Source organism: Amantichitinum ursilacus (assembly GCF_001294205.1).
In the GTDB taxonomy this organism is placed as follows: Bacteria; Pseudomonadota; Gammaproteobacteria; order Burkholderiales; family Chitinibacteraceae; genus Amantichitinum; species Amantichitinum ursilacus.
On sequence record NZ_LAQT01000026.1, the window covers coordinates 16,208 to 37,293 of the forward strand.

Annotated in this window: 23 protein-coding genes; 10 read left to right on the forward strand and 13 right to left on the reverse strand. The window is 60.8% G+C overall.

Going from position 1 to position 21,086, the window contains the following annotated elements; genetic code table 11:
• Positions 1 to 31: 31 nt before the first annotated feature.
• Positions 32 to 754: a GntR family transcriptional regulator gene (locus WG78_RS15655; RefSeq protein ID WP_053938780.1), complete on the forward strand. Its 723-nt coding sequence runs from the start codon at positions 32 to 34 to the stop codon at positions 752 to 754.
• A gap of 18 nt (positions 755 to 772) precedes the next feature.
• Here the strand turns inward: WG78_RS15655 and prfA are convergent, their stop codons facing one another.
• From prfA to WG78_RS15695, 8 genes are all read right to left on the reverse strand, one after another.
• A complete protein-coding gene (gene prfA / locus WG78_RS15660; protein ID WP_053938781.1) occupies positions 773 to 1,849 on the reverse strand; it encodes a peptide chain release factor 1 in 1,077 nt (358 codons plus the stop codon).
• Entirely contained in the window at positions 1,846 to 2,301 is a 456-nt protein-coding gene (locus WG78_RS15665; RefSeq protein WP_053938782.1) for a GNAT family N-acetyltransferase, read from the reverse strand. Before WG78_RS15665 ends, prfA begins: the two co-directional genes overlap by 4 nt.
• A 5-nt stretch (positions 2,302 to 2,306) precedes the next feature.
• Positions 2,307 to 3,560 (reverse strand): glutamyl-tRNA reductase, encoded by a 1,254-nt coding sequence (gene hemA / locus WG78_RS15670; protein ID WP_053938783.1) that lies wholly within the window; start codon positions 3,558 to 3,560, stop codon positions 2,307 to 2,309.
• 149 nt (positions 3,561 to 3,709) lie between these two features.
• Positions 3,710 to 4,741, reverse strand: a complete 1,032-nt coding sequence (locus WG78_RS15675) for an ABC transporter permease (protein WP_152969239.1) — start codon at positions 4,739 to 4,741, stop codon at positions 3,710 to 3,712.
• 1 nt (position 4,742) lies between these two features.
• The gene (locus WG78_RS15680) at positions 4,743 to 5,726 is read right to left on the reverse strand and encodes an ABC transporter permease (protein ID WP_083459213.1); all 984 of its coding nucleotides are present in this window, start codon (positions 5,724 to 5,726) and stop codon (positions 4,743 to 4,745) included.
• Positions 5,723 to 7,267 carry a sugar ABC transporter ATP-binding protein gene (locus WG78_RS15685; RefSeq protein WP_053938784.1) on the reverse strand — a complete coding sequence of 515 codons (1,545 nt, stop codon included), beginning with the start codon at positions 7,265 to 7,267 and terminating at the stop codon, positions 5,723 to 5,725. The genes WG78_RS15680 and WG78_RS15685 overlap by 4 nt, the downstream gene beginning before the upstream one ends.
• 197 nt (positions 7,268 to 7,464) lie before the next feature.
• Entirely contained in the window at positions 7,465 to 8,439 is a 975-nt protein-coding gene (locus WG78_RS15690) for an ABC transporter substrate-binding protein (protein ID WP_053938785.1), read from the reverse strand.
• 116 nt (positions 8,440 to 8,555) lie between these two features.
• Positions 8,556 to 9,641 carry a LacI family DNA-binding transcriptional regulator gene (locus WG78_RS15695; RefSeq protein ID WP_201782461.1) on the reverse strand — a complete coding sequence of 362 codons (1,086 nt, stop codon included), beginning with the start codon at positions 9,639 to 9,641 and terminating at the stop codon, positions 8,556 to 8,558.
• 206 nt (positions 9,642 to 9,847) lie between these two features.
• Between WG78_RS15695 and WG78_RS15700 the strand changes: the two genes are divergently transcribed.
• Together WG78_RS15700 and WG78_RS15705 are read left to right on the forward strand one after the other, a co-directional pair.
• Positions 9,848 to 10,765 (forward strand): aldose 1-epimerase, encoded by a 918-nt coding sequence (locus WG78_RS15700; protein ID WP_053938786.1) that lies wholly within the window; start codon positions 9,848 to 9,850, stop codon positions 10,763 to 10,765.
• Positions 10,762 to 11,667 carry an SMP-30/gluconolactonase/LRE family protein gene (locus WG78_RS15705; protein ID WP_053938787.1) on the forward strand — a complete coding sequence of 302 codons (906 nt, stop codon included), beginning with the start codon at positions 10,762 to 10,764 and terminating at the stop codon, positions 11,665 to 11,667. The genes WG78_RS15700 and WG78_RS15705 overlap by 4 nt, the downstream gene beginning before the upstream one ends.
• On the opposite strand, the gene WG78_RS15710 is transcribed toward WG78_RS15705, so the two are convergent.
• Entirely contained in the window at positions 11,664 to 12,257 is a 594-nt protein-coding gene (locus tag WG78_RS15710; RefSeq protein WP_053938788.1) for a pirin family protein, read from the reverse strand. The two genes, WG78_RS15705 and WG78_RS15710, sit on opposite strands and share 4 nt — an antisense overlap.
• 88 nt (positions 12,258 to 12,345) lie before the next feature.
• On the reverse strand, positions 12,346 to 12,957 hold the full coding sequence (locus WG78_RS15715) for an FMN-dependent NADH-azoreductase (RefSeq protein ID WP_053938789.1): 612 nt from the start codon (positions 12,955 to 12,957) through the stop codon (positions 12,346 to 12,348).
• A 155-nt stretch (positions 12,958 to 13,112) separates the two neighbouring features.
• On the opposite strand from WG78_RS15715, the gene WG78_RS15720 reads away from it, so the two are divergent.
• Entirely contained in the window at positions 13,113 to 14,051 is a 939-nt protein-coding gene (locus WG78_RS15720; protein WP_053938790.1) for a LysR substrate-binding domain-containing protein, read from the forward strand.
• A gap of 21 nt (positions 14,052 to 14,072) precedes the next feature.
• Here WG78_RS15720 and WG78_RS15725 read toward each other — a convergent pair whose 3' ends face one another.
• Together WG78_RS15725 and WG78_RS15730 are read right to left on the reverse strand one after the other, a co-directional pair.
• Positions 14,073 to 15,209: a PilT/PilU family type 4a pilus ATPase gene (locus WG78_RS15725; protein WP_053938791.1), complete on the reverse strand. Its 1,137-nt coding sequence runs from the start codon at positions 15,207 to 15,209 to the stop codon at positions 14,073 to 14,075.
• Between the two features lie 129 nt (positions 15,210 to 15,338).
• Entirely contained in the window at positions 15,339 to 16,382 is a 1,044-nt protein-coding gene (locus tag WG78_RS15730; RefSeq protein ID WP_053938792.1) for a type IV pilus twitching motility protein PilT, read from the reverse strand.
• Positions 16,383 to 16,845: 463 nt separating this feature from the next.
• On the opposite strand from WG78_RS15730, the gene WG78_RS15735 reads away from it, so the two are divergent.
• From WG78_RS15735 to WG78_RS15745, 3 genes are all read left to right on the forward strand, one after another.
• Complete coding sequence (locus tag WG78_RS15735; RefSeq protein ID WP_053938793.1) at positions 16,846 to 17,553, forward strand: YggS family pyridoxal phosphate-dependent enzyme; 708 nt, start codon at positions 16,846 to 16,848, stop codon at positions 17,551 to 17,553.
• Between the two features lie 205 nt (positions 17,554 to 17,758).
• On the forward strand, positions 17,759 to 18,577 hold the full coding sequence (proC, locus tag WG78_RS15740) for a pyrroline-5-carboxylate reductase (RefSeq protein WP_053938794.1): 819 nt from the start codon (positions 17,759 to 17,761) through the stop codon (positions 18,575 to 18,577).
• 12 nt (positions 18,578 to 18,589) lie between these two features.
• Positions 18,590 to 19,177: a YggT family protein gene (locus WG78_RS15745; protein ID WP_053938795.1), complete on the forward strand. Its 588-nt coding sequence runs from the start codon at positions 18,590 to 18,592 to the stop codon at positions 19,175 to 19,177.
• A 58-nt stretch (positions 19,178 to 19,235) separates the two neighbouring features.
• Here WG78_RS15745 and WG78_RS15750 read toward each other — a convergent pair whose 3' ends face one another.
• The gene (locus WG78_RS15750) at positions 19,236 to 19,664 is read right to left on the reverse strand and encodes an FxsA family protein (protein ID WP_053938796.1); all 429 of its coding nucleotides are present in this window, start codon (positions 19,662 to 19,664) and stop codon (positions 19,236 to 19,238) included.
• Between WG78_RS15750 and cutA the strand changes: the two genes are divergently transcribed.
• From cutA to WG78_RS15765, 3 genes are read left to right on the forward strand one after another with little or no spacing between them, the layout of a single operon-like run.
• Entirely contained in the window at positions 19,663 to 20,013 is a 351-nt protein-coding gene (gene cutA, locus WG78_RS15755; protein ID WP_053938797.1) for a divalent-cation tolerance protein CutA, read from the forward strand. The two genes, WG78_RS15750 and cutA, sit on opposite strands and share 2 nt — an antisense overlap.
• Before the next feature lie 3 nt (positions 20,014 to 20,016).
• Positions 20,017 to 20,505, forward strand: coding sequence for a protein-disulfide reductase DsbD domain-containing protein (locus tag WG78_RS15760; protein ID WP_053938798.1), 489 nt, complete (start codon positions 20,017 to 20,019; stop codon positions 20,503 to 20,505).
• A 12-nt stretch (positions 20,506 to 20,517) separates the two neighbouring features.
• A complete protein-coding gene (locus tag WG78_RS15765; RefSeq protein WP_083459215.1) occupies positions 20,518 to 21,006 on the forward strand; it encodes a TlpA family protein disulfide reductase in 489 nt (162 codons plus the stop codon).
• Positions 21,007 to 21,086: the final 80 nt, after the last annotated feature.

Genomic DNA, 21,086 nt, shown 5'->3' on the forward strand with positions numbered 1-21,086 from the left:
CCGATCTGGCCGTTCACCTTTTAGATCATTCATGGCCAGCCCTCGCAAAACCCAGCCTCTGCCGCCGTCACTGGCGCAATCCAGTTCGCACGATGACGACTACCTGCCCGTCAATCAGCGCGTTTTTAAAGCGCTGCGCAGTGCAATCATCAATTGCACGCTGCCACCCGGTACGCCGTTATCCGAAACCGATGTCTCGACGATGTTCGAAGTCTCGCGCCAACCCGTGCGCGAATCGTTTATCAAACTGGGAGAGGCAGGCCTGGTGCGCGTGTTGCCGCAGCGTGGCACCTTTGTGCGCAAGATTTCGGCCAAAGAAGTGCTGGATGCACGCTTTATTCGCGAGGCAATCGAAACCGCAGTGATACGTCAGGCCGCCCAGCGCATCACGCCCGAAACGCTCAGCTGGCTGGCGCATAACCTGCAATTGCAAACGCTGGCGTGCGAGCGCAAAGACATGCCAGAGTTTTTAACGCTGGACGACGCATTCCACGCCGCGCTGGCCACCAGCATCGATTGCCCCAAGGCCTGGGACAATATCGAGCAACTTAAAGCGCATATGGATCGCGTGCGCTATCTGACGCTGGACCACATTTCGCCGATGCAAGACCTGGTGGTGCAGCACCAGCAAATCCTGACCGCGCTTAGCAAGCACGATGCCGATGCGGCCAGCCTCGCCATTCAAGAACATCTGGGCCAATTAACCGAAACGCTGACGCAAGTTGAAGCCCAGCATCCAGATTGGTTTGAATAAGCGGCCATCGCCGCACGCTTATTCGCCCAGCTGTGCCAGCAATTCCGCTTGCTGCTCGTTCACCAGCGCCTGGGTCAACTCTTCCAGATCGCCATCCATAATTGCGTCAAGCTTGTACAAAGTCAGGTTAATGCGGTGGTCCGTCATGCGGCCTTGCGGAAAGTTGTAGGTACGAATCCGCTCGCTGCGATCGCCGCTGCCCACCAGGCTTTTCCGCGTAGCGGCTTCTTTGGCATGCCGTTCGCGGTCTTGCGCGTCCTTGATCCGCGCGGCCAGCACCGCCAAAGCACGCGCCTTGTTTTTATGCTGGCTGCGGTCGTCCTGACACTCCACCACAATGCCGGTGGGCAAGTGCGTCACCCGCACGGCCGAATCGGTTTTGTTGATGTGCTGGCCGCCCGCACCCGAAGCGCGGAAGGTGTCGATGCGCAGCTCGGACGGGTTAATGTTGATTTCTTCGGCCTCATCCGCTTCCGGCATCACCGCCACGGTACATGCTGAAGTATGGATACGGCCTTGGGTTTCGGTGGCCGGCACGCGCTGCACGCGGTGGCCACCCGATTCAAACTTGAGCCGCGAATACGCGCCAAAGCCGACCACGCGCGCAATCACTTCTTTGTAACCGCCCAGATCGGATTCGCTGGCCGACATGATCTCCACCTGCCAACGATTACGCTCGGCATACCGGCTGTACATGCGAAACAGATCCGCCGCAAACAAAGCCGATTCATCGCCCCCCGTACCAGCGCGGATTTCCAGAAAGATATTGCGTTCGTCGTTGGGGTCTTTCGGCAGCAGCGCTTTCTGCAATTCAATTTCCAGCGCTTCGATACGCGCCTTGCCGTCGGCCAGTTCTTCTTCAGCCAGTGCTTTCATGTCAGGGTCAGACAGCAGTTCTTGCGCAGTGGCAATGTCGGCTTCGGCTTGGCGAAACTGCATATACAGCGCCACCACGGGCTCCAGCTCGGCGTGCTCACGCGTCAGCTTGCGATACTGGTTCATGTCGCGCGTGGCGTCTTCGGTCGCCAGCAGGCCGCCCACTTCTTCAAGTCGGTCGGCCAGTTGCGCCAGGCGCGCGGCAATAGAGGGTTTCATCGTTTGTAGACGTCCGGGTTAAGCCGTTCCAGATAGCGCTCGGGACGGGCCGCGGGCGTCCAGCCAAATTGCTGGTACAGCCCGTGGGCATCGGCGGTGAACAACATCCAGCGCCGCAAGGATTGCAGATCGGGATGCGCATGGATGCAGGTCAGCAACCATTTCGACAAACCGCGACCGCGATATTCAGTATCAATAAACACATCGCCCAGATAGGCAATGGTGGCGCCATCGCTGATCACGCGCGCAAAGCCAACCATGCGCGCGCCGTCATATACGCCAAAGCACAAAGCGCCCTCGACCGAGCGGCGAAAGACCTCCACCGGCATGCCTGCGGCCCAATAGGACTGGCGGCCAATGAAGTCATAAGCGGTATCAAAATCCAGACGCGCAGGGTCGGTGTCGACCTCAAACGCGCCCTGTTGCCAACGGGCGGTCTGAAAATGGGACATCAAGGCTATTCCTCGTCGTGCAGGCGGAAAAGACGGCGGGTGGCCGCAACCAGCGCGGCTTGTTCGTTGCCGGTGGCGGCATTCAAGGAAGCGAGTGGCGCGTGCAGAAACTTGGCCGATAACTGGGCCGTCAGCTTTTCCAGCACGTCTTCGGGGTCATCGCCAGCGGCCAGACGCTTGCGCGCGCGCGCCAGTTCGTTGCGGGCGGTGCGCTCCGCGTGATCGCGCAGATCGCGGATCGTCGGCACCAGTTCGCGGCTGGTGACCCAATGCGCAAATTCATCCACATGCTCGGCGATCAGGCCCTCGGCAGCCACCACCTCACCCTGGCGCGATTGCACGCCCTGGCGCACCACTTCGTGCAGATCATCGACGGTATAGAGATACACATCGGCCAGCGCAGCGGCTTCGGGCTCCACATCGCGCGGCACGGCCAGATCGACAATAAACAGCGGGCGACGTTTGCGCAGCTTGATGGCACGCTCGATCATGCCCTTGCCAATCACCGGCAGCGGCGACGCGGTCGAGGTGACGATGATGTCGAATTCATGCAGGCGCTCGGACAGCTCGGTCAGCACCATCGCTTCGCCGCCGTGCTCGGCCGCCAGCTTCTGGCCGCGCTCCAGCGTCCGGTTGGCCACCGCGACCTTGCGCGGATTCTGCGCACAGAAATGCGTGGCGCACAGTTCGATCATTTCGCCCGCGCCCACAAACAGCACGCTGCAATCGGCCACTTTCGGGAAAATCCGCTCCGCCAATCGCACGCCTGCCGCCGCCATCGACACCGAAGCGGAGCCGATTTTAGTGTGACTGCGCACATCTTTGGCCACCTGAAACGCGCGCTGGAACAAGCCGTTGAGCAGCACGCCCATGCTGCCGCTTTCGCGCGCAACGCGTTCGGCGTCTTTCATCTGGCCCAGAATCTGGGTTTCGCCCAGCACCATCGAATCCAGCCCGGCCGCCACGCGAAAAGTATGGCGCGCCGCCGCTTCCCCGCTGTGTACATACAGATACTGGCCGACTTCTTCGGCTTTCCGGCCGCGGCTGTGCGCAAACCAGTCCAGCAACGCGCGCATGTCACGGGCGTTGCAATACAGTTCGGTACGATTACAGGTGGAGATAATGGCGGCTTCAGACACGCCCGGCTGAGCGATCAGGCCAGGCAGCGCGGCCTGCAGTTCGTCTGGCGAGAACGCAAGCCGCTCCCGCACAGCAAGCGGTGCGGTTTCGTGATTGACGCCGAGTACGAGCAGGTTCATCGCTGGAAAGACGATAGAAAAGCCGCCGATTATAACGTGTTATCAGGGACTTTGCTTACAAGGGATGGCCGAGCGGCCAGTTTTGAAGCAGTAAACAAAAACGCCCTCCGCAGTCTATGCCGGAGGGCGCTGATCCTGGGGCGGCCGTGTCAGCCGCCCGCCTCGTGTTCCTTCTGCGCCAGCCGCGCCTGCAGCAGCACCACGATCAGCAAAAACACACCACGGATTACCGATTGCCAATAGGCCGACAGGCTGATTACGCCTTTGCCGTTTTCAAAATTAAGGATGTTGAAGATCAACCCCAGCAACAGCACCCCCGACAAGGTTGAGCCGATTGAGCCTTCACCACCGGTCAAGCGCGTGCCGCCCACCACCACGGCGGCGATGGCGAACAATTCCCAGCCATTGCCTTCGTTGGGTTGGCCCGCGCCAAATTGCGAAGCCAGGATGACGCCCGCCAGGCCAGCCAGCGCGCCGCTCATCAAGTAGGTCAGAAATTTGACCCGATCCACCGGCAAGCCCATCAGGCGCGCGGCTTCTTCGTTGCCGCCGATCGCCAGCACGGTGCGGCCAAAGGCGCTGAAATTAAGCAGCAAGCCGCCTGCGATAAACGCCAACGCGCCCATCCATGCCGGAATCGGAAAGCCCAGAAAATCACCCTGGCCGATTTCGGTAAAGCCGCTATCCCACGACACCGATACCGACTGGTTGCCCGCAAACAGCAGCGCCAGCCCGTGCGCGGCCAGAAACGTGCACAACGTGACAATAAAGGGCAGGATTTTCAGCCGCGTAATGATCAGCCCATTGATCATGCCGATCAGCGCCCCCGCGCCGACGCCCGCCGCCAGCGGCAGCACCACGCCCCGCGGGCTTAGCAAGGCCGAAATCACACTGGCCAGCGCCGCCGTGGTACCGACGGACAAATCGATGCCGCCCGTCATGATGACAAACGCCATCCCCACCGCAATCAGCCCGAACATGCTGTTGTAGCGCAGCAGTGACAGCACGTTATACGCGCCCAGAAAGTTGTCGTAGCGGGTTGCGCCAAAAATGATCAGCAACACCAGCGCCACCAGCACGCCCTGGGTGCGCAGCAAATGCCAACGGCTGCGTTTGCGCGCAATGGGCGCGGCCAGCGCTTGCGCCAGGTGGCCGGCGTTCATCGGTATGGATTCAGACATCTCAGTTCTCCCGCTTTTGCAGGTATACGGCGACCAGGATAATGCCGGCTTTAACCACCAGCGCGGCCGCATCGGGCACGCCGTGGGCCAGCAAGGTGTAACGCACCAGCTGGATGATCAGCGCGCCGACCAAGGTGCCGACGATACGGGCGCGGCCACCGGTCAGCAGGGTGCCGCCCACCGCGACGGCGGCAATGGCGTCGAGCTCGATGCCCAGCCCGATCAGGTTGGCGTCGGCCGACGAGTTAATCGCAATCACCAGCAATCCCGCCAGGCCCGACAGCGCACCGCAGATCACATACACCGCCAGCTTGACGCGTTGCACCGGAATGCCCGCCAGCCGCGCGGCGCGTTCGTTGCCGCCGGTGGCCAGGATGTAGCGGCCAAACAGGGTCGAGCGCATCACCCAAGCCGCCACCAACACAATCGCCAGCATCAGCAATACCTGGAACGGAATGCCCAGCACCTTGCCCAGCCCCAACCAGCGAAAACCGGCATGGCTAAATGTTTGCAGATTGCCGTTGGTGAGCACCTGCGCCACGCCGCGGCCAGCAATAAACAGAATCAGCGTGGCCACAATCGGCTGGATGCGAAAGCGCGCCACCAGCGTGCCGTTCAGTACACCGCCCACGCTGGCGGCCAGAATCGGCAGCACGATGGCGACGATCATGCCGATGGCGGGGATGGCCAACAGGCCAGTCCTGGCGCCAAAAATCAGCGGCGCCAGCGCGCCCGAAATTGCCATCAGCGACCCGACCGACAAATCAATGCCGCCGGTGGCGATCACCATGGTCATGCCCACCGCCACAATCACGATGGTCGAGACCTGGGTCATATTGATATTCAGCGTCTGCAGCGACAAAAAATGGTCGGTAAAACACAGATTGAACAGCAGTAGCAGCACCAGCCCCAGCAGCGCGCCCGAGGGCACTTTGGCCCATTTGGGCAGACTGCGCGGGCCCGGGGTTTTCAGCGTCAGCGTCATTGCACGCCCTCCTCTGCGGTGGCGCGGCCGGCATTGGCCATCGCCGCCATGATGTTGGTTTCGCTGATCTCGCCACCTTGCAGTTCGCGCACGCTATAACCATCGCGCAGCACCACCACGCGCTGGGCATAGGCGGTCAGCTCTTCCAGTTCGGACGCGATCATCAGCACCGCCAGCCCGTCATCGGCCAGCTCTCGAATCAGGTTCAGGATTTCCGCCTTGGCGCCCACATCGATACCGCGCGTGGGCTCGTCCAGCATCAACAAATCAATCTTTGAACACAGCCAGCGCGCCAGCAGCACTTTTTGCTGGTTGCCGCCCGACAATTCGCGGATTTTCTGTTGCGGGCCGGAGGTCTTGATCTGCAGCCGGCTGATAAATTTCTGCACGATTTCCTGCTGCGCCTGGCGATTGACCACACCCAGCTTCACCAGTTTGGGTAGCAGCACCAGCGTCAGATTTTCGGCCACCGACATCTCGGGGATGATGCCCTCAATCTTGCGGTCTTCCGACAGATAGGCCACGCCATGCGCGATGGCATCGGCCGGGCTTTGCCAGCTGACTGACTGGCCTTTCAGCTTCATCTGGCCACCGTCGACCTTGTTGGCGCCAAACACGCAGCGCGCGGTCTCGGTACGCCCCGCGCCCAACAAACCGGCCAGGCCGACAATCTCGCCCGGATGCACAGCAAAGCTGGCCTCGTTAACGCGCAGGCCGCTTTTTAGATGATCCAGCTGCAGCGTGGCCTGGCGCGCGGTTTCGGGCGCGGCGCTGTCGCTGGCGGCACGGGCCACCGTGCTGGCCAGTTCGCGGCCCAGCATCGTGGTCACCAGCTGCAACTTGTCCATGTCGCTCATGGCTTTTTCGGCCACGGTCTGGCCATCGCGCATCACGGTCACGCGGTCACATACCGCATACAGTTCGTCCAGCCGGTGGCTGACAAAGATGACCGACACGCCGTCGGCCTTCAGTTGCCGGATAACGCGGAACAGCGTTTCCACCTCTTGCTCATCCAGCGACGAGGTCGGCTCGTCCATGATGACCAGTTGCGCGTGCTGCGATACAGCCCGTGCAATCGCCACCATCTGCTGCGTGGCGGTATTGCAAAGGTGCAGCGGCAAGCGCACATCGGCGCCGATGCCCAGTTTGGCCAGCAACGCTTCGGCCTGGCGATACATGGCGGGCCAGTCGATCAAACCCAGGCGACGCGGCTCGCGACCGAGAAAAATGTTCTCGGCCACCGAGCGCAAAGGAATCAGATTCAGTTCCTGGTAAATCGTGCTGATGCCCCCGCGTTGCGCTTGCAACGGGGTAGAAAAATCGATGGCCTGGCCGGCAAAGCGGATTTCGCCGCCATCGCGCTTGTATGCGCCGGTCAGGATTTTGATCAATGTGGATTTGCCGGCGCCGTTTTGCCCGATCAGGGCATGCACTTCGGCGCGGCCGATCGTCAACCGTGCATTCTTTAACGCAGCCACCCCCGAAAATGCTTTGGTGATGTCGCGCATTTCCAGCAGCGGTGCGGACGCTTGCGAATTCATGGCTGTATTCCTCGACCACCGGCGCGCGCGGGCGCCGGTAAAAAAATGGCCGCCAGGCGGCCATAACAGAGGATGAAGCGGAGACCGCCTCGACCGAAGGTTCTGTGGAGATCTGTGCCAATCAGATCAGGCGCGAGGCCTGACGTGGCAGGGGGTTAACAAAACGGGCCGCAGCATGCCGCGACCCGTTTTGAACATCAGAATCCGTTGGCCAGGTTGGCTTGCGCGTTGCTCTTGTCAAAGAACAAATCGCTGACCTTCACCCACGGTTCGATCTTTTCGCCAGCCGCATAGCGCTGCGCCACCTTGCACGAAATCGGACCAAAGAACGGGCTCGATTGCACTGTTGCGCCCAGCTTGCCGTCGATGATGGCTTGCAGCGCGTCTTTGGTGCCGTCAATCGACACCACGATTACGTCTTTGCCCGGCTTTTTGCCAGCGGCTTCAAGCGCGGCGATGGCGCCCATGGCCATTTCATCGTTGTGGGCGTACACGGCGGTCACATCCGGGTGCGCTTGCAGCAGCGACTCCAGCACCTGACGGCCTTTATCGCGGGCAAAGTCGCCGTCTTGCGAGGCGATGATCTGCATGCCGGACTGTTTCTTGACGGTTTCGTCAAAGCCCTTCTTGCGATTGTTGGCGGGCGATGCGCCGGTGGTGCCTTCCAGCTCGATGATCTTGGCCTTGCCGCCGGTGGCCTTGATCAGCCATTCCGCAGCGCGGTGGCCCTGGTCGACAAAGTCCGAACCGATAAAGGTGACGTAATCGCGGCCCGGCTTGGCTACGCTCTGGTCGAGATCACGGTCCACCGCAATCACCGGAATGCCGGCTTTCTTGGCAGCCATGACTGCGGGCACCAGCGGTTTTTCTTCACGCGGGGCCAGCACAATCAGATCGACCTTTTGCGCGATCATGCTTTGGACGTCGGCCACTTGCTTGGAGGCAGAGCTGGCGGCATCGGTATACACCAGCGTCCAGCCACATTTGCTGGCGATGTCTTTCATGCTCTGCGTTTCGGCGATACGCCAGGGGTTGTTGCTTTCAGTCTGGGCAAAGCCGACTTTGTAGGCGGCTTTTTTAGGTAGTTTGGGCAGGCCATCCGCGGCTGCCGTGGCAGCAGCCACGCAGCAGGTTGCAATCAGGCTGGCCAGTACTGCAGATCGTACTCGCATCACAAATCTCCTCGGGTAAACATCCACTACGCAATAAAGAGTGTCGTTACTTTGTACTTCTTCTTTTTTTACTACAGCGAGGTGATTCTTGGATGATTAATAATATTTGTCAAATATTATTGATCATTATCAGAGCGAGACACCGATTCACGCACAACCAGCGGGCATTCCATCTTGATATGGCGCTTGCGCAGCGCCCCTTGCGTGGCCGCGTCTTCAGGCGACGCCGCTTCCGCGATCAGGGTATCCACCGCCCAGCGGCCCATTTCATAGTTGGGCAACAACACCGTGGTTAACGGCGGATGCGTGTGGCGGGCGATTTCCTGATCATCGTAGCCCATGATCGCAACATCATCCGGCGCTTTCAGGCCCAGTTGCTTCAGCGCTTCCAGTGCGCCCAGCGCCATCAAGTCGTTAGCGCAGAAAATTGCGGTGGGCGGGCGCGGTTCGGCCATCAAGGACAAGGTTTGCTCAAAGCCGGTGCCGGACATCCAGTCACCATCGCGCACCAGTTTCGGATCAAACGGCAGGTCGGCAGTGGCCAGCGCGGTGCGATAGCCCTTAAAGCGATCTTTGGCCGCGTCCATCCACGGTTCGCCATTGATAAACCCGATGCGGGTATGGCCGGCGTTGATCAGGTATTCGGTGGCGGTGTGGCCGCCGCCCACTTCACCGGGCTCAACATGGGAAAACGCGCGCTCTTCGCTGTAACAGTTAAGCAACACAGTGGGAATGCGGTTTAGCGCGGCGGGCACTTCGATGCTGCGGGTAAAGATGGTGGAGTAAATCACGCCCACCAGCGCCGGGTTGGCCAGCAGATGCGCCAGCGTGGCGGCTTCCACATCGGGGTCGCCGCGCGTGGCAAATACCGACAATACGCAATCGTGTTCCCACGCCGCGTCGCGCGCGCCATCCACGCTCACCACCGGATGGGGGCTGGTGGAAATCGAATCGACGATATAGCCAATCAGATTGCGCCCCTGGCGCGGCGCGGCGGTGGTGCGCTGGGTTAAGCGATAGCCCAGCTCATTGGCAATCTGCAGCACTTTTTCGCGCGTTTTGCCCGACAGCTTGGCGCCCGACAAATTGTTGTTGAGCACCAGCGACACCGTCGATTGCGACACCCCCGCCTGCTTGGCGATATCGGTCATGGTGGGGCGGCGTTGGGGCAGTTTTTCCATCTTGCGCGAAGTGCGGCTCATGCAGTCGTTCCTGAATACGGTCTTATCAGCGCACGCGAGCGCGCGCAGTGTCGATCAGCATGATATGCGATCAGCCGGTTTTTTTCCGCCCCATCGCTGATAACGCACTAAAATAATCCGTATTTATTAGTAATAATATTGATATATTAACGCCCAGACTGACAGCGCCAGACCCACCCATGGCGACTATTTTTGAGAGATCCTGCATGGCCACTACGTCTTCCGAGCTGTTGCATCTGGCCCACGGGCCGCATGCGTTGATTCTGGCGCCGGGTTTGGGCGGCAGCATCGTGCGCTATTTCAGCCAGCGCGATGATCGCCGGTTTGAATGGTTGCGCCCCGCCAGTCAGGCGGCGCTGGCGCAGGGCAATCCGCTGGGCATGGCCAGCTTTCCGCTACTGCCATTTTGCAACCGCATCCGCGAAGGCCGCGCCCCCGCGCGTGATCGCACGATCCAGATGCGCGCCAATATGCCCGATTCACCGCACACCCTGCATGGCGTGGGTTGGCGCTTGCCGTGGCAAGTGGCGGCGCAGACCAGCAACAGCGCCACGCTAACGCTGGAGCATCCGCGCGACGACTGGCCATTCGACTTTTATGCCACGCAATATTTTGAGCTGGATGACGCGCTGCATATCACGATGACCCTGGAAAACCGCGACAGCGTAGCCATGCCCGCCGGCCTGGGCCATCACCCGTATTTTTTGCGCGATGCCCATACCTGGCTGCGCAGTGACGTCAATGGCATGTGGCAATCCGATGCCGAACTGATGCCCACGCAACTGACACAGCCGCCGCTGCTGGACGCCTTGCGCAAAGGCTGTCTGATTGATGATCTGGTGCTCGACAACAACTTCACCGGTTGGCAACGCCAGAGCGAAGTGCGCTGGCCGCAATACGGCGCCGCGCTGACGATGACGGCCGAAGCCCCGTTTGATTTCTTTGTGCTGTATGTGCCGCCCGGGCTCGATCATTTCTGCATGGAGCCAGTCAGCAATTGCACCGACTGGCTTAACCTGGACCCCGGTCAGCCCGAAATTGCGGGCGGACATTGGCTGGAGCCGGGCGAAGTGCTGCAAGCCCGCTTTACCCTTGCGCCGCGCTTTACCGGGCCGCAGTCATGACCGGCTTTGAGGTATTCGGCCCAGCCTTTAACGCACTGATCCTGCCGCACGCGCGTATCGACTGCCTGTACAGCGATGCGCGCTGGACCGAAGGCCCGCAGTGGTATGGCGATGGGCAATATCTGTTGTTTAGCGATATTCCGGAAAACCGCATCCTGCGCTGGATTGAGGGCGTGGGCGTCAGCGTGTATCGGCAACCCGCGGGCTTCAGCAATGGCCGCGCGCGCGATCTGCAAGGCCGCACCATCACCTGCGAACACGGCATGCGCCGCGTAACGCGCACTGAATATGACGGCTGCATTTCAACGCTGGTGTCGCACTTTGGCGGCGGCCGGCTTAACTCGCCTAATGACGTGGTGGTGCAACGCGACGGCAGCATCTGGTTTACTGACCCCGACTACGGCATTTTGACTGACTACGAGGGCGAGCGCGCTGAGCCCGAGCAGCCGCAATGCCATGTGTTTCGCATCGATCCGCTCGGCCGGGTGCAAGCGATGATCAGCGATATGGTCAAACCCAACGGGCTGGCATTTTCGCCGGATGAGCGCCTGCTGTATGTGGCCGATAGTGGGGGTTCCCATGTGGAAAACGGCCCGCATCACATTCGCCGCTTTGCGCTGGATGAACACGGTGTGCTTAGCAATCAAGGCGTGTTGGCTGAGATCAGCCCCGGTATGCCGGATGGCATCAAGGTGGATGAGCTCGGCCATATCTGGAGCAGCGCCGCCGATGGCGTGCATTGCTATTCGCCGGCAGGCCAGTTGCTGGGCAAGATCCGCTTGCCCGAGACCGTCAGCAACCTGTGCTTCGGTGGACCCAAGCGCAACAGGCTGTTTATTACGGCATCCAGCTCGGTGTATGCGGTGTATGTGGCGGTGCGAGGGGCCAGGCTGCCCGGTTAGAGCGCCAGTCCGCGCGTTAGCAGGATATGCGCGCGCTGCGTGGCTTGTAGCGCGGTTTCAGCGTCGGCCAGGATCGAGACGGCGCCTGCCGCCAACTGCCGCGCGCCCACGCTGATTTCACCTGCGATCACCTCAATATTTGCGTCGGCAAACGCGGCATCCGCCAGCATCGCGCCCGGCTCCAGAAACACGTCGAACATCGCAATATGCCCGCCGCTGCATGGCGCGCTTTTGCCGCAGGCCGCGCCAGCCAGTATCCGCACGCGCCAGCCAGGGCCGATGGCGACCGGGATTTCGCATTTGCTGAACAAGCGCCGCTGCACCGGCGATGGCCCCAGCGCCAGCACCACGCCGTGCACGCTCAGGTCGCGGATGCCTTGCAGTTGCAGCTCGGCATGCGCGCGCGGCGCACACAGCCATTCGCCCGGCGACAAATGCGCGCGGCCGCCACCCAGGCCGTCGACATTTAGACAGCTTTGCGAGTCTTCAAACAAATAAACCACCGCATGCTCCGCCGCGGCGCTCAGCGGCAAGCGCGGCGGCGCCTGGCCTTGCAGGTGCTGGCGGACGACGGGCTCTGGCGTAGACATGATGCGGTACGGTCTCCATCGGGTTTGCTTTGGACAATAAAAAACGCCCGGACCAGCCGGGCGTTTTTACATGCGGGCCAGTTACAGCTTAGGCATGCAGCGCGGCAATGTCTGCATGCGCCGACGCCAGTGCGGCATTCTTGGCTTCTTCGCCCATGTTCAGGCCTTCGGCGCGCACGATACGCACATCGGTGATGCCGATAAAGCCAAACACAGTCTTCAGATACGCTTCTTGATGGTCACGAGCGCGCATCACGTCGCTGGTGGAGTACGGACCGCCACGGGTGGAAGCAATGATCACCGTCTTGCCGCCGGCCAGGCCTTCGGGGCCATTGGCACCGTAACGGAACGTGCGGCCAGCCTGCAGCACGCGGTCAATCCAGGCTTTCAGTTGGCTGGGCACCGAGAAGTTGTACATCGGCGCACCCACCACGATCACATCAGCGGCGAACAGTTGTTCCAGCAGCGCTTCGGTGTAGGCCGTTTCTTGTTTTTGCAGCGCGGAGTGGCCTTCGGCCGGTACAAAGCGCGCGCCCAGGATTTCGCCAGACAAGTGGCCCGGGGCCGATACGGCCAGATCCAGATAATCCACTTCGGTGCCGGGATGAGCCGCTTGCCATTCGGCCACAATTTTGGCGGTCAGTTTGCGCGATACCGAGTTGTCGGCCAGAACGCTGGAATCAATGTGCAACAGTTTCATGTTGGTTCTCCTGAGGGGTGAAGCATCCCGCCGTCCGCGAAATGCTGTGCTGCGTGGCATGGAGCGAACTCTATCGGGCGCATCAATCCCTGATAAGTCGGCAAAAATGCGATAGATTGTCCTGTTTACAGGACAATCTACTTCCAGGCGCGACCATGCAGGATTTGAATGACATGCTGTACTTTGCCGAAGTGGTGGAGCGTGGCGGCTTTGCCGCTGCGGGCCGCGCACTGGGCATCCCCAAAAGCCGCTTGTCGCGCCGGTTGCAAGAGCTGGAAGCGCGGCTGGGCGTGCGTTTGCTCCAGCGCACCACACGCCGGCTGGCGCTCACTGAAATCGGCGAACTGTATTACCGCCACTGCCAGGCCATCCGCGACGAAGCCAATGCGGCGGCCGAAGCGGTCGAGCGCGTGCATGCCGCACCGCGTGGCACCGTCAAAGTGACCGTGCCGGTTACCCTGGCGCAAACGGTGATCGGCGAGATCCTGCCGGGTTTTCTGGCGCGCTATCCGCAAGTGCGCGTGAACATGCAGGTGACCAATCGCGTCATTGATCTGCTGGAAGAAGGCGTGGATGTGGCGTTGCGCGTGCGCTTTACGCTGCAGGATTCGGCGTCTCTGGTGGTCAAACAGCTGGGCATGACCGGCGGCACGCTAGTGGCCAGCCCCACCCAGCTGGCACGCCAGGGTCAGCCAACGCGGCCGGAAGAATTAAGCTGGCTGGACACGCTGGCGATGAACGCCACCGACGGCCGCGCGGTGTGGAATCTGATCGGCCCGCAAGGCGAGGAGCATCAACTGATCCACTACCCGCGCTATGTGGCGGACGATATGGTTACGCTGAAATACGCGGCGGTGGCGGGCATCGGCGCGATGTTTATCCCGGAATATCTATGCCAGGCCGAACTCAACAATGGGCAGTTGATTCCGGTGTTGCCCGATTGGGCCCCGGCGCGTGCCTATGTGCACGCGGTGTTTCCCAGCCGCCGTGGTCTGGTGCCGGCCGTGCGGCATTTTCTCGATTATCTGGATGAGTCGCTGCCCGGCGCAGCGGCGGCACACGGCATGACACCGCGCCCGCCGATCGAACTGTAGCGGGCGCGGCGCGGGGCGTTATTACACGATATCGAGGTGATCGATGCCAGACAGCACGTCGCGCGTGCGCGCATCCGAACCGTTCAGTTTGATCTGCAAGCGCAGGTCGTTCACCGAATCGGCGTTGCGCAGGGCGTCTTCATAATTAACGAGACCCGCTTCAAACAAATCAAACAACGACTGATCGAAGGTCTGCATGCCCAGCTCGCGCGATTTCTTCATCAGTTCCTTGATCTCGTGCACTTCGCCCTTGAAGATCAAATCCGAAATCAGCGGCGAATTCAGCATCACTTCCACCGCCGCCACGCGGCCTTTGCCCGAGCGATGCGGCAACAAGCGCTGCGACACAAAGGCTTTCAGGTTAAGCGACAAGTCCATCAGCAATTGCGCGCGACGTTCTTCCGGGAAGAAGTTGATGATCCGGTCCAGCGCCTGGTTGGCCGAGTTGGCGTGCAGCGTGGCCATACACAAGTGGCCGGTTTCGGCGAAGGCGATCGCGTAATCCATGGTGTCGCGGTCGCGGATTTCACCGATCAAAATCACGTCCGGCGCCTGGCGCAGCGTGTTTTTCAGCGCAGCGCCCCAGCTGTCGGTATCCACGCCCACTTCGCGCTGCGTGATGATCGATTTGCGGTGCTCGTGCACATATTCGATCGGATCTTCGATGGTGATGATGTGGTCGTGCGCGTGTTCGTTGCGGTGACCAATCATTGCCGCCAGCGAGGTCGATTTGCCCGAACCGGTACCCCCAACAAAAATCACCAGACCGCGCTTGGTCATGGCGATGTCTTTCAGCACCGGCGGCAAGCCCAGGTCTTCAAGGCGCGGAATCTGGCTGTTGATGGTCCGCAGCACCATGCCCACGCGGCCTTGCTGCAGGAACGCGTTAACGCGAAAGCGGCCCAGCGTGCCCGGGCTGATGGCGAAGTTACATTCTTTGGTGGCTTCAAAGTCTTCGGCCTGGCGGTCGTTCATGATTGCCCGGGCCAGTTCTTTGGTGTGTTGCGCGCTCAGCAACTGGTTGGACACCGGCGTGACCTTGCCATCGATTTTCATGGCGGGCGGAAAATCAGCGGTGATGAACAAGTCAGACGCACCCTTGGCGCGCATGTGGCGCAGCAAGTCCTGCATGAATTTGGCGGATTGTTCTTTTTCCATCGCTGTTCCAGTGGGGTGTGGTCGCGCTGTAAGTGGCGCTGCTTTTGATTATTGAATACGGTTTTGGGCTGCACTACCGCCGCACGGCAAAAATCGCCAGGCGGCGGCCCGGCGATCTTGCCAGCAGACTTAACCTTTGAAGTTATCCGGCATGGCCGCCTTGGTGCGGGCCTCGGCATTGCTGATGATGTTGCGTTGCACCAGCGTTTGCAGCGACTGGTCCAGCGTTTGCATACCAAACTGCTGGCCGGTCTGGATGGCGGAATACATCTGCGCAATCTTGTTTTCGCGGATCAGGTTACGGATCGCCGGAATGCCGATCATGATTTCATGCGCGGCGGCGCGGCCCTGGCCGTCTTTGGTTTTGATCAGCGTTTGCGAGATCACCGCGCGCAGCGATTCGGACAACATCGCGCGCACCATTTCTTTTTCGGCGGCCGGGAATACGTCAACCACGCGGTCAATGGTTTTAGCGGCGGAACTGGTGTGCAGCGTGCCGAACACCAAATGGCCGGTTTCCGCGGCGGTGAGCGCCAGGCGGATGGTTTCCAGATCGCGCATTTCGCCCACCAGCACCACGTCCGGATCTTCCCGCAGCGCCGAACGCAGTGCGTTGGAGAAGCTCAGCGTATGCGGCCCCACTTCGCGCTGGTTGATCAGACACTTTTTGGACTGATGCACAAATTCGATCGGATCTTCTACGGTCAGGATGTGGCCGTAGTCGTTTTCGTTGATGTAGTTGACCATCGCGGCCAGCGTGGTGGATTTGCCCGAACCGGTCGGACCGGTTACCAGCACCAGACCGCGCGGGTTCTGCGCGATATCCTGGAATACGCGCGGCGCGTTCAGTTCTTCCAGCGTCAGCACCTTGGACGGAATGGTCCGGAACACCGCGCCCGCGCCGCGGTTCTGCACAAACGCGTTAACCCGAAAGCGCGCCAGGTTGGGGATTTCAAACGAGAAATCGCACTCCAGCGTGTCTTCGTACACCTTGCGCTGACCGTCGTTCATGATGTCGTACACCATGTCGTGCACGTCTTTGTGTTCCAGCGGCGGCAGGTTGATACGGCGGACATCGCCGTGCACGCGGATCATCGGCGGCAAGCCGGATGAGAGGTGCAAGTCAGAAGCCTTGTTCTTGACGGCAAACGCGAGCAGTTCCGAGATTTCCATGAAAAAACCAGGCTCCAGAAGTAAAGGTGTGCCCCGCCGTGGGCTGAGCCGCAACGGGGTAGGCCCCAGCGGGCCGAAACAAGCAAACGCCGTGTGCGCGATACACGATGACACGGCGTGACAGACTGACGCGATTCTAAAGCAGCACCGTGGCAACAGCGCGCACAAACCGGCCGTTGTATCGGCAAAGCCACGCCCGCACACGCGCCAGCGATGCTTGTGGCGGCCACTATCGCGTAACTTTGGCCGCGCTGGCTACTGCCCAACCGACAAGGCGCGAGGCTACGCTTACGGACGGACGCCAGTGTGGCATCTATTGCACGCGGCATCGCATCAGGCCAGGCAATGCCCCGCTTGATGCCCAGGTGGCGCAGTCAGCGCGGCGCTACGCATTTAGTCGGGCAACGCTTTTATAATCGCGCTCATCCTGCGGCCGTGGCCGCCCCTTTTATTGAAGACAGCTATGACCTCCGCTTCTCTTGCGCCCGCCCGCGACCAGGTGCTGGCGCGCATTGCCCAGGCCGCACAGGCTGCCGGGCGCCACCCGGCCTCGGTGCAATTGCTGGCCGTCAGCAAAACCTTTGGCGCGGCCGACATTGCCGATCTGTATGCGCTAGGCCAGCGCAGCTTTGGCGAAAACTATGTGCAGGAACTGGTGGAAAAACACGAGGCCTTGCGCGATCACGCCGATCTGCAATGGCACTTTATTGGCCCGCTGCAGCGCAACAAGACCCGGCTGGTGGCCGAGCGCGCGCACTGGGTACATGCCATTGATCGCCTGGTGATCGCCGAACGCTTGTCCGAACAGCGCCCGCCCGAGCTGCCGCCGCTGCAGGTGTGCGTGCAGATCAATGTGTCGGGCGAGGCCAGCAAATCGGGCGTGGCGCCTGCCGACGCATTGGCGCTGGCGCAAGCGGTATCCGCCCTGCCGCGCCTGCAATTACGCGGCCTGATGGCCATCCCCGAGCCGACGCCCGATGCCGAAAAACTAGCTACGCAGTTTGCCGCATTGCCTGTATTGCTGGAAAAGCTCAATGCTGGGGGGTTGCAGCTGGATACCTTGTCGATGGGCATGTCAGCCGATCTGGAACTGGCCATCGCGCATGGCGCCACCGTGGTGCGCGTCGGTACCGCATTATTTGGCGCAAGACCGCCAAAAATGACGGCATAATCGCCAGCACTTGTCGCGGGCCGTCACGCCGCCGCGACCGCAATATTGAAACAGCATGCTGATGGCCTCATCCACTACTGGGCGCCAGACCCGGCCACCCTCGCGCACTGCGGCTTATTCACACGCAGCCACTGCGTTCGAGCGGGAACCCTGACGCGCCAGCGCGATCAGTCGAGCATCAGTCAAGACGGGATAAAACGAAAACATGAAGATCACCTTTATCGGTGGCGGCAATATGGCCGGCGCCCTGATTGGCGGCATGACCCAGCAAGGTTTCAGCGCTGATCAACTGCACGTGGTAGAACCCGACGCCGCCCGGCGCGACCAGTTGGTCGAAGAATTCGGCGTGAGCGTCAGCGCGCCCGACGCGCCGCGGCCCGCCAGCGATGTGGTGATCTTTGCGGTCAAGCCGCAGCAACTGCGCCCCGTCGTGCAGGCGGCGCTGCAAAACGGCGACCAGCCTCTGTTGATTTCGATTGCCGCAGGCGTACGCGCCGAGACCATTTCGCGCTGGCTGGATGGTTATCGCCGCATTGTGCGCGTGATGCCCAATACGCCGGCGCTGGTGCGTGCGGGCATGTCGGGCTTGTATGCCGCCCCGGAAGTCAACGCGGAAGATCGTGCGCTGTCCGAACGCATCTTTACCTCGATCGGCAAAACGGTGTGGCTGGACGAAGAAAGCCAGATTGATGGCCTGACCGCCATTTCCGGTAGCGGCCCGGCCTATGTGTTCTATTTTATGGAAGCACTCCAGGCCGCCGCGCGCGCCCAGGGTTTCAGCCCCGACGTGGCGCATTTGCTGGCTTATCAAACCGTAGCGGGCTCGGTCAAACTGGCGCTGGAAAGCGATGACGATGCCGCCACCCTGCGCGTCAAGGTGACGTCCAAAGGCGGCACCACCGAGCGCGCCATCAACGCGTTTGAAAACAGCCAGATGCGCGCCACCATTATTGCCGCCGCCGCTGCAGCCGCCGCCCGTTCGCGTGAACTGGGCGAAGAGCTGGGCCGCGATGCTGATCTGTAAACGGGGCCACGCATGATTGATCACGCGCTGAGCTATCTGATCCATGTGCTGGCGGAATTTTTTATTCTGCTGCTGCTAACCCGCTTCTATCTGCAAGCGGGCCGCATTTCCTTTAAACATCCGCTGGGCCAGTTTGTGCTGGCCACCACCAACTGGGCGGTGCTGCCGCTGCGCAAGGTGCTGCCGGCGGTGCGCCGCTATGACACGGCCAGCATCGTGCTGGCGTGGCTGGTGGCCTTGCTGATGCATACCTTGCTGATGGTGATTGCGCCGTGGCCGCCGGTGCTCAGCTCCGCGGTGTCGATTGCCGCGCTGATGGCGGTGGCGTTGTTGGAGCTGGCCAAGATGTCGCTGTACTTGCTGTTTGCGGCGACGGTTATCCAGGCGCTGATGTCGTGGATGTCGCCATACAATCCGCTGATGCCCATCATGCAAGGTCTGACCGGGCCGTTTTTGCGACCGTTGCACCGGATCATTCCCACCATCGGCGGCGTGGATATCTCGCCATTGATTCTGGTGCTGGTGATCCAGTTGCTGCTGAATGTGGTGGTGGCTGATCTGGAACCCACCATCCTGCAATACGTGCGCATCGTGGCGTGATGGCTGCGCCGTGCATAAAAAAGGACACCCTCGGGTGTCCTTTTTTGCGCGCTGGCGCTTAGTCGCCCAACTGGCGATCCGGGCCAACTTTGGGATCGATGCGACGATAATCGCCTTCGATCACGCCCTCGGGCACACGCGGCCCGGGGCCATTGCCGCCATTGCTGCGGCCACCACCGGGCCATGGCAACAGCATGATCAGTGCCACCACATCGCCGATAATGCCGGGCAACAGCAACAGCACGGCCGAGATGTAATAGCGCGCCACCCAGAACAAACTGCTGGTCTTGACGCGACCGGCGCGCAGGTCGTCGAACAAGGACCAGGCCACGGCCATTTTGTGGTGACGCAGCATCAGGCCGCCAACGATAGCAGCCACCACCAGCCACGCCAGCAGCACGCCCACGCCAAACGCGTGAGCCACCATGATCATGACCACGATTTCGAGCACGGGCCAGGCCAGCAGGCCAAGAAGGAGATAAGGCATGGAATTTTCCGATGAACAGGCCGCGTTAGATGCGGCCCTTCTGGTGTTTTGCAATTGCCCGGACGGCGCAGTGGCGAGTACCCTCGCGCAGGGAATTGTGGCGGCCCGATTGGCCGCCTGTGTGAACCTGCTGCCAGAAGTCCGGTCAGTCTACCGCTGGCAAGACAGAATCGAAACGACCACGGAAGTTCCGTTACTGATCAAGACCACGCGCGCACGCTATCCGGCCCTACAAGACTGGCTGGCCGCGCAACATCCGTATGATGTACCCGAAATCATCGCCACACCGGTTGTGGCCGGCTTTGCACCTTATCTGCACTGGCTGGCCGACAACGCACTGGAGAACTGAACCGTGCAGCGCCTGCTGTCTTCTTTGCTATTTGCCGCCTGCGGGCTGGCCACCACCGCCGCTTTTGCCGTTGACCAGAAAGACCTGCTGCCGCCCACCGAGGCGTTTAAAGCCAGCGTCGAACAAGTGGACGCCAATCATCTGAACGTGATCTTTACGGTTGCGCCGGGTTATTACCTGTATCACGACCGCATCAAGGTCACGGCTAATCCCACTACCGCGTTCGACAGCACTTTTCCGGCCGGCAAGATCAAGAACGACCCTAATTTCGGCAAGATGGAAGTCTATCCGCATCCGTTTAACCTGAGCCTGGCCAGCAAAACGGCATGGCCCGCCAGCACAGCGCTGACTGTCAAGATGCAGGGCTGCGCCGACGCCGGCGTGTGCTATCCGCCGCAAACCGTCACGCTGAAACTGCCTACCGACAATGCCTCGCATGCAGTGCAGTCGGGCAGCAAGAAAGACGAGCTGTTTGGCACGACCAAAAAATAAGGAAAGTGGCCCATGCGCCCGATGTGTCTGACTCGCTGGATATCGGTGTTGGTTTTGCTGCTGACGGCGCATGCGTTTGCCGCGACCGCACTGGATAAACCGCTGAAAGATCTGCAAGGCAAGCCGCAAAAAGTGTCGCAGTGGATCGGCAAGCCAATCGTGCTTAATTTCTGGGCCACCTGGTGCGAACCCTGCCGCGAAGAAACCCCTGCCTTCGTCAAACTGCAAAAGCAGTATGGCGATGCGGTGCAGTTTGTGGGGGTGGCGATTGATGAAGCGCCTGCGGTAACGCAATTCATCAAGCAATACGGCGTTACTTACCCGATCTTGCTAGGCGACGCGGACGGCATGGATATGATGCTGGCCTTGGGCAATGTGCAAGGCGGGCTGCCGTTTACGCTGATTCTGGATCGCAAAGGCCATATCGCCGCGCAACAATTAGGCGTGATGAAGGCCGATGCGGTGCAGAAAGCGCTCAAGCCCCTGATCGCCGCGCGGTAACAGCCGCCCGCCTGGTGGCATGACAACGCAAACAATGGACGAAAAAAAGCGGCGCAGTGCGCCGCTTTCTTATTGTTCGC

What these genes read in the sequence shown, in the direction of transcription:
- WG78_RS15710 (WP_053938788.1), bottom strand. Translation starts at nt 12,257, where the DNA reads ATGTCTACGCCAGAGCCCGTCGTCCGCCAGCACCTGCAAGGCCAGGCG.
- WG78_RS15695 (WP_201782461.1), bottom strand. Translation starts at nt 9,641, where the DNA reads ATGAGCCGCACTTCGCGCAAGATGGAAAAACTGCCCCAACGCCGCCCC.
- WG78_RS15655 (WP_053938780.1), top strand. Translation starts at nt 32, where the DNA reads ATGGCCAGCCCTCGCAAAACCCAGCCTCTGCCGCCGTCACTGGCGCAA.
- WG78_RS15725 (WP_053938791.1), bottom strand. Translation starts at nt 15,209, where the DNA reads ATGGAAAAAGAACAATCCGCCAAATTCATGCAGGACTTGCTGCGCCAC.
- WG78_RS15685 (WP_053938784.1), bottom strand. Translation starts at nt 7,267, where the DNA reads ATGAATTCGCAAGCGTCCGCACCGCTGCTGGAAATGCGCGACATCACC.
- WG78_RS15745 (WP_053938795.1), top strand. Translation starts at nt 18,590, where the DNA reads ATGATTGATCACGCGCTGAGCTATCTGATCCATGTGCTGGCGGAATTT.
- WG78_RS15690 (WP_053938785.1), bottom strand. Translation starts at nt 8,439, where the DNA reads ATGCGAGTACGATCTGCAGTACTGGCCAGCCTGATTGCAACCTGCTGC.
- WG78_RS15730 (WP_053938792.1), bottom strand. Translation starts at nt 16,382, where the DNA reads ATGGAAATCTCGGAACTGCTCGCGTTTGCCGTCAAGAACAAGGCTTCT.
- WG78_RS15705 (WP_053938787.1), top strand. Translation starts at nt 10,762, where the DNA reads ATGACCGGCTTTGAGGTATTCGGCCCAGCCTTTAACGCACTGATCCTG.
- WG78_RS15720 (WP_053938790.1), top strand. Translation starts at nt 13,113, where the DNA reads ATGCAGGATTTGAATGACATGCTGTACTTTGCCGAAGTGGTGGAGCGT.
- cutA (WP_053938797.1), top strand. Translation starts at nt 19,663, where the DNA reads ATGGAATTTTCCGATGAACAGGCCGCGTTAGATGCGGCCCTTCTGGTG.
- WG78_RS15700 (WP_053938786.1), top strand. Translation starts at nt 9,848, where the DNA reads ATGGCCACTACGTCTTCCGAGCTGTTGCATCTGGCCCACGGGCCGCAT.
- WG78_RS15765 (WP_083459215.1), top strand. Translation starts at nt 20,518, where the DNA reads ATGCGCCCGATGTGTCTGACTCGCTGGATATCGGTGTTGGTTTTGCTG.
- WG78_RS15675 (WP_152969239.1), bottom strand. Translation starts at nt 4,741, where the DNA reads ATGTCTGAATCCATACCGATGAACGCCGGCCACCTGGCGCAAGCGCTG.
- WG78_RS15735 (WP_053938793.1), top strand. Translation starts at nt 16,846, where the DNA reads ATGACCTCCGCTTCTCTTGCGCCCGCCCGCGACCAGGTGCTGGCGCGC.
- WG78_RS15665 (WP_053938782.1), bottom strand. Translation starts at nt 2,301, where the DNA reads ATGTCCCATTTTCAGACCGCCCGTTGGCAACAGGGCGCGTTTGAGGTC.
- hemA (WP_053938783.1), bottom strand. Translation starts at nt 3,560, where the DNA reads ATGAACCTGCTCGTACTCGGCGTCAATCACGAAACCGCACCGCTTGCT.
- proC (WP_053938794.1), top strand. Translation starts at nt 17,759, where the DNA reads ATGAAGATCACCTTTATCGGTGGCGGCAATATGGCCGGCGCCCTGATT.
- prfA (WP_053938781.1), bottom strand. Translation starts at nt 1,849, where the DNA reads ATGAAACCCTCTATTGCCGCGCGCCTGGCGCAACTGGCCGACCGACTT.
- WG78_RS15680 (WP_083459213.1), bottom strand. Translation starts at nt 5,726, where the DNA reads ATGACGCTGACGCTGAAAACCCCGGGCCCGCGCAGTCTGCCCAAATGG.
- WG78_RS15715 (WP_053938789.1), bottom strand. Translation starts at nt 12,957, where the DNA reads ATGAAACTGTTGCACATTGATTCCAGCGTTCTGGCCGACAACTCGGTA.
- WG78_RS15750 (WP_053938796.1), bottom strand. Translation starts at nt 19,664, where the DNA reads ATGCCTTATCTCCTTCTTGGCCTGCTGGCCTGGCCCGTGCTCGAAATC.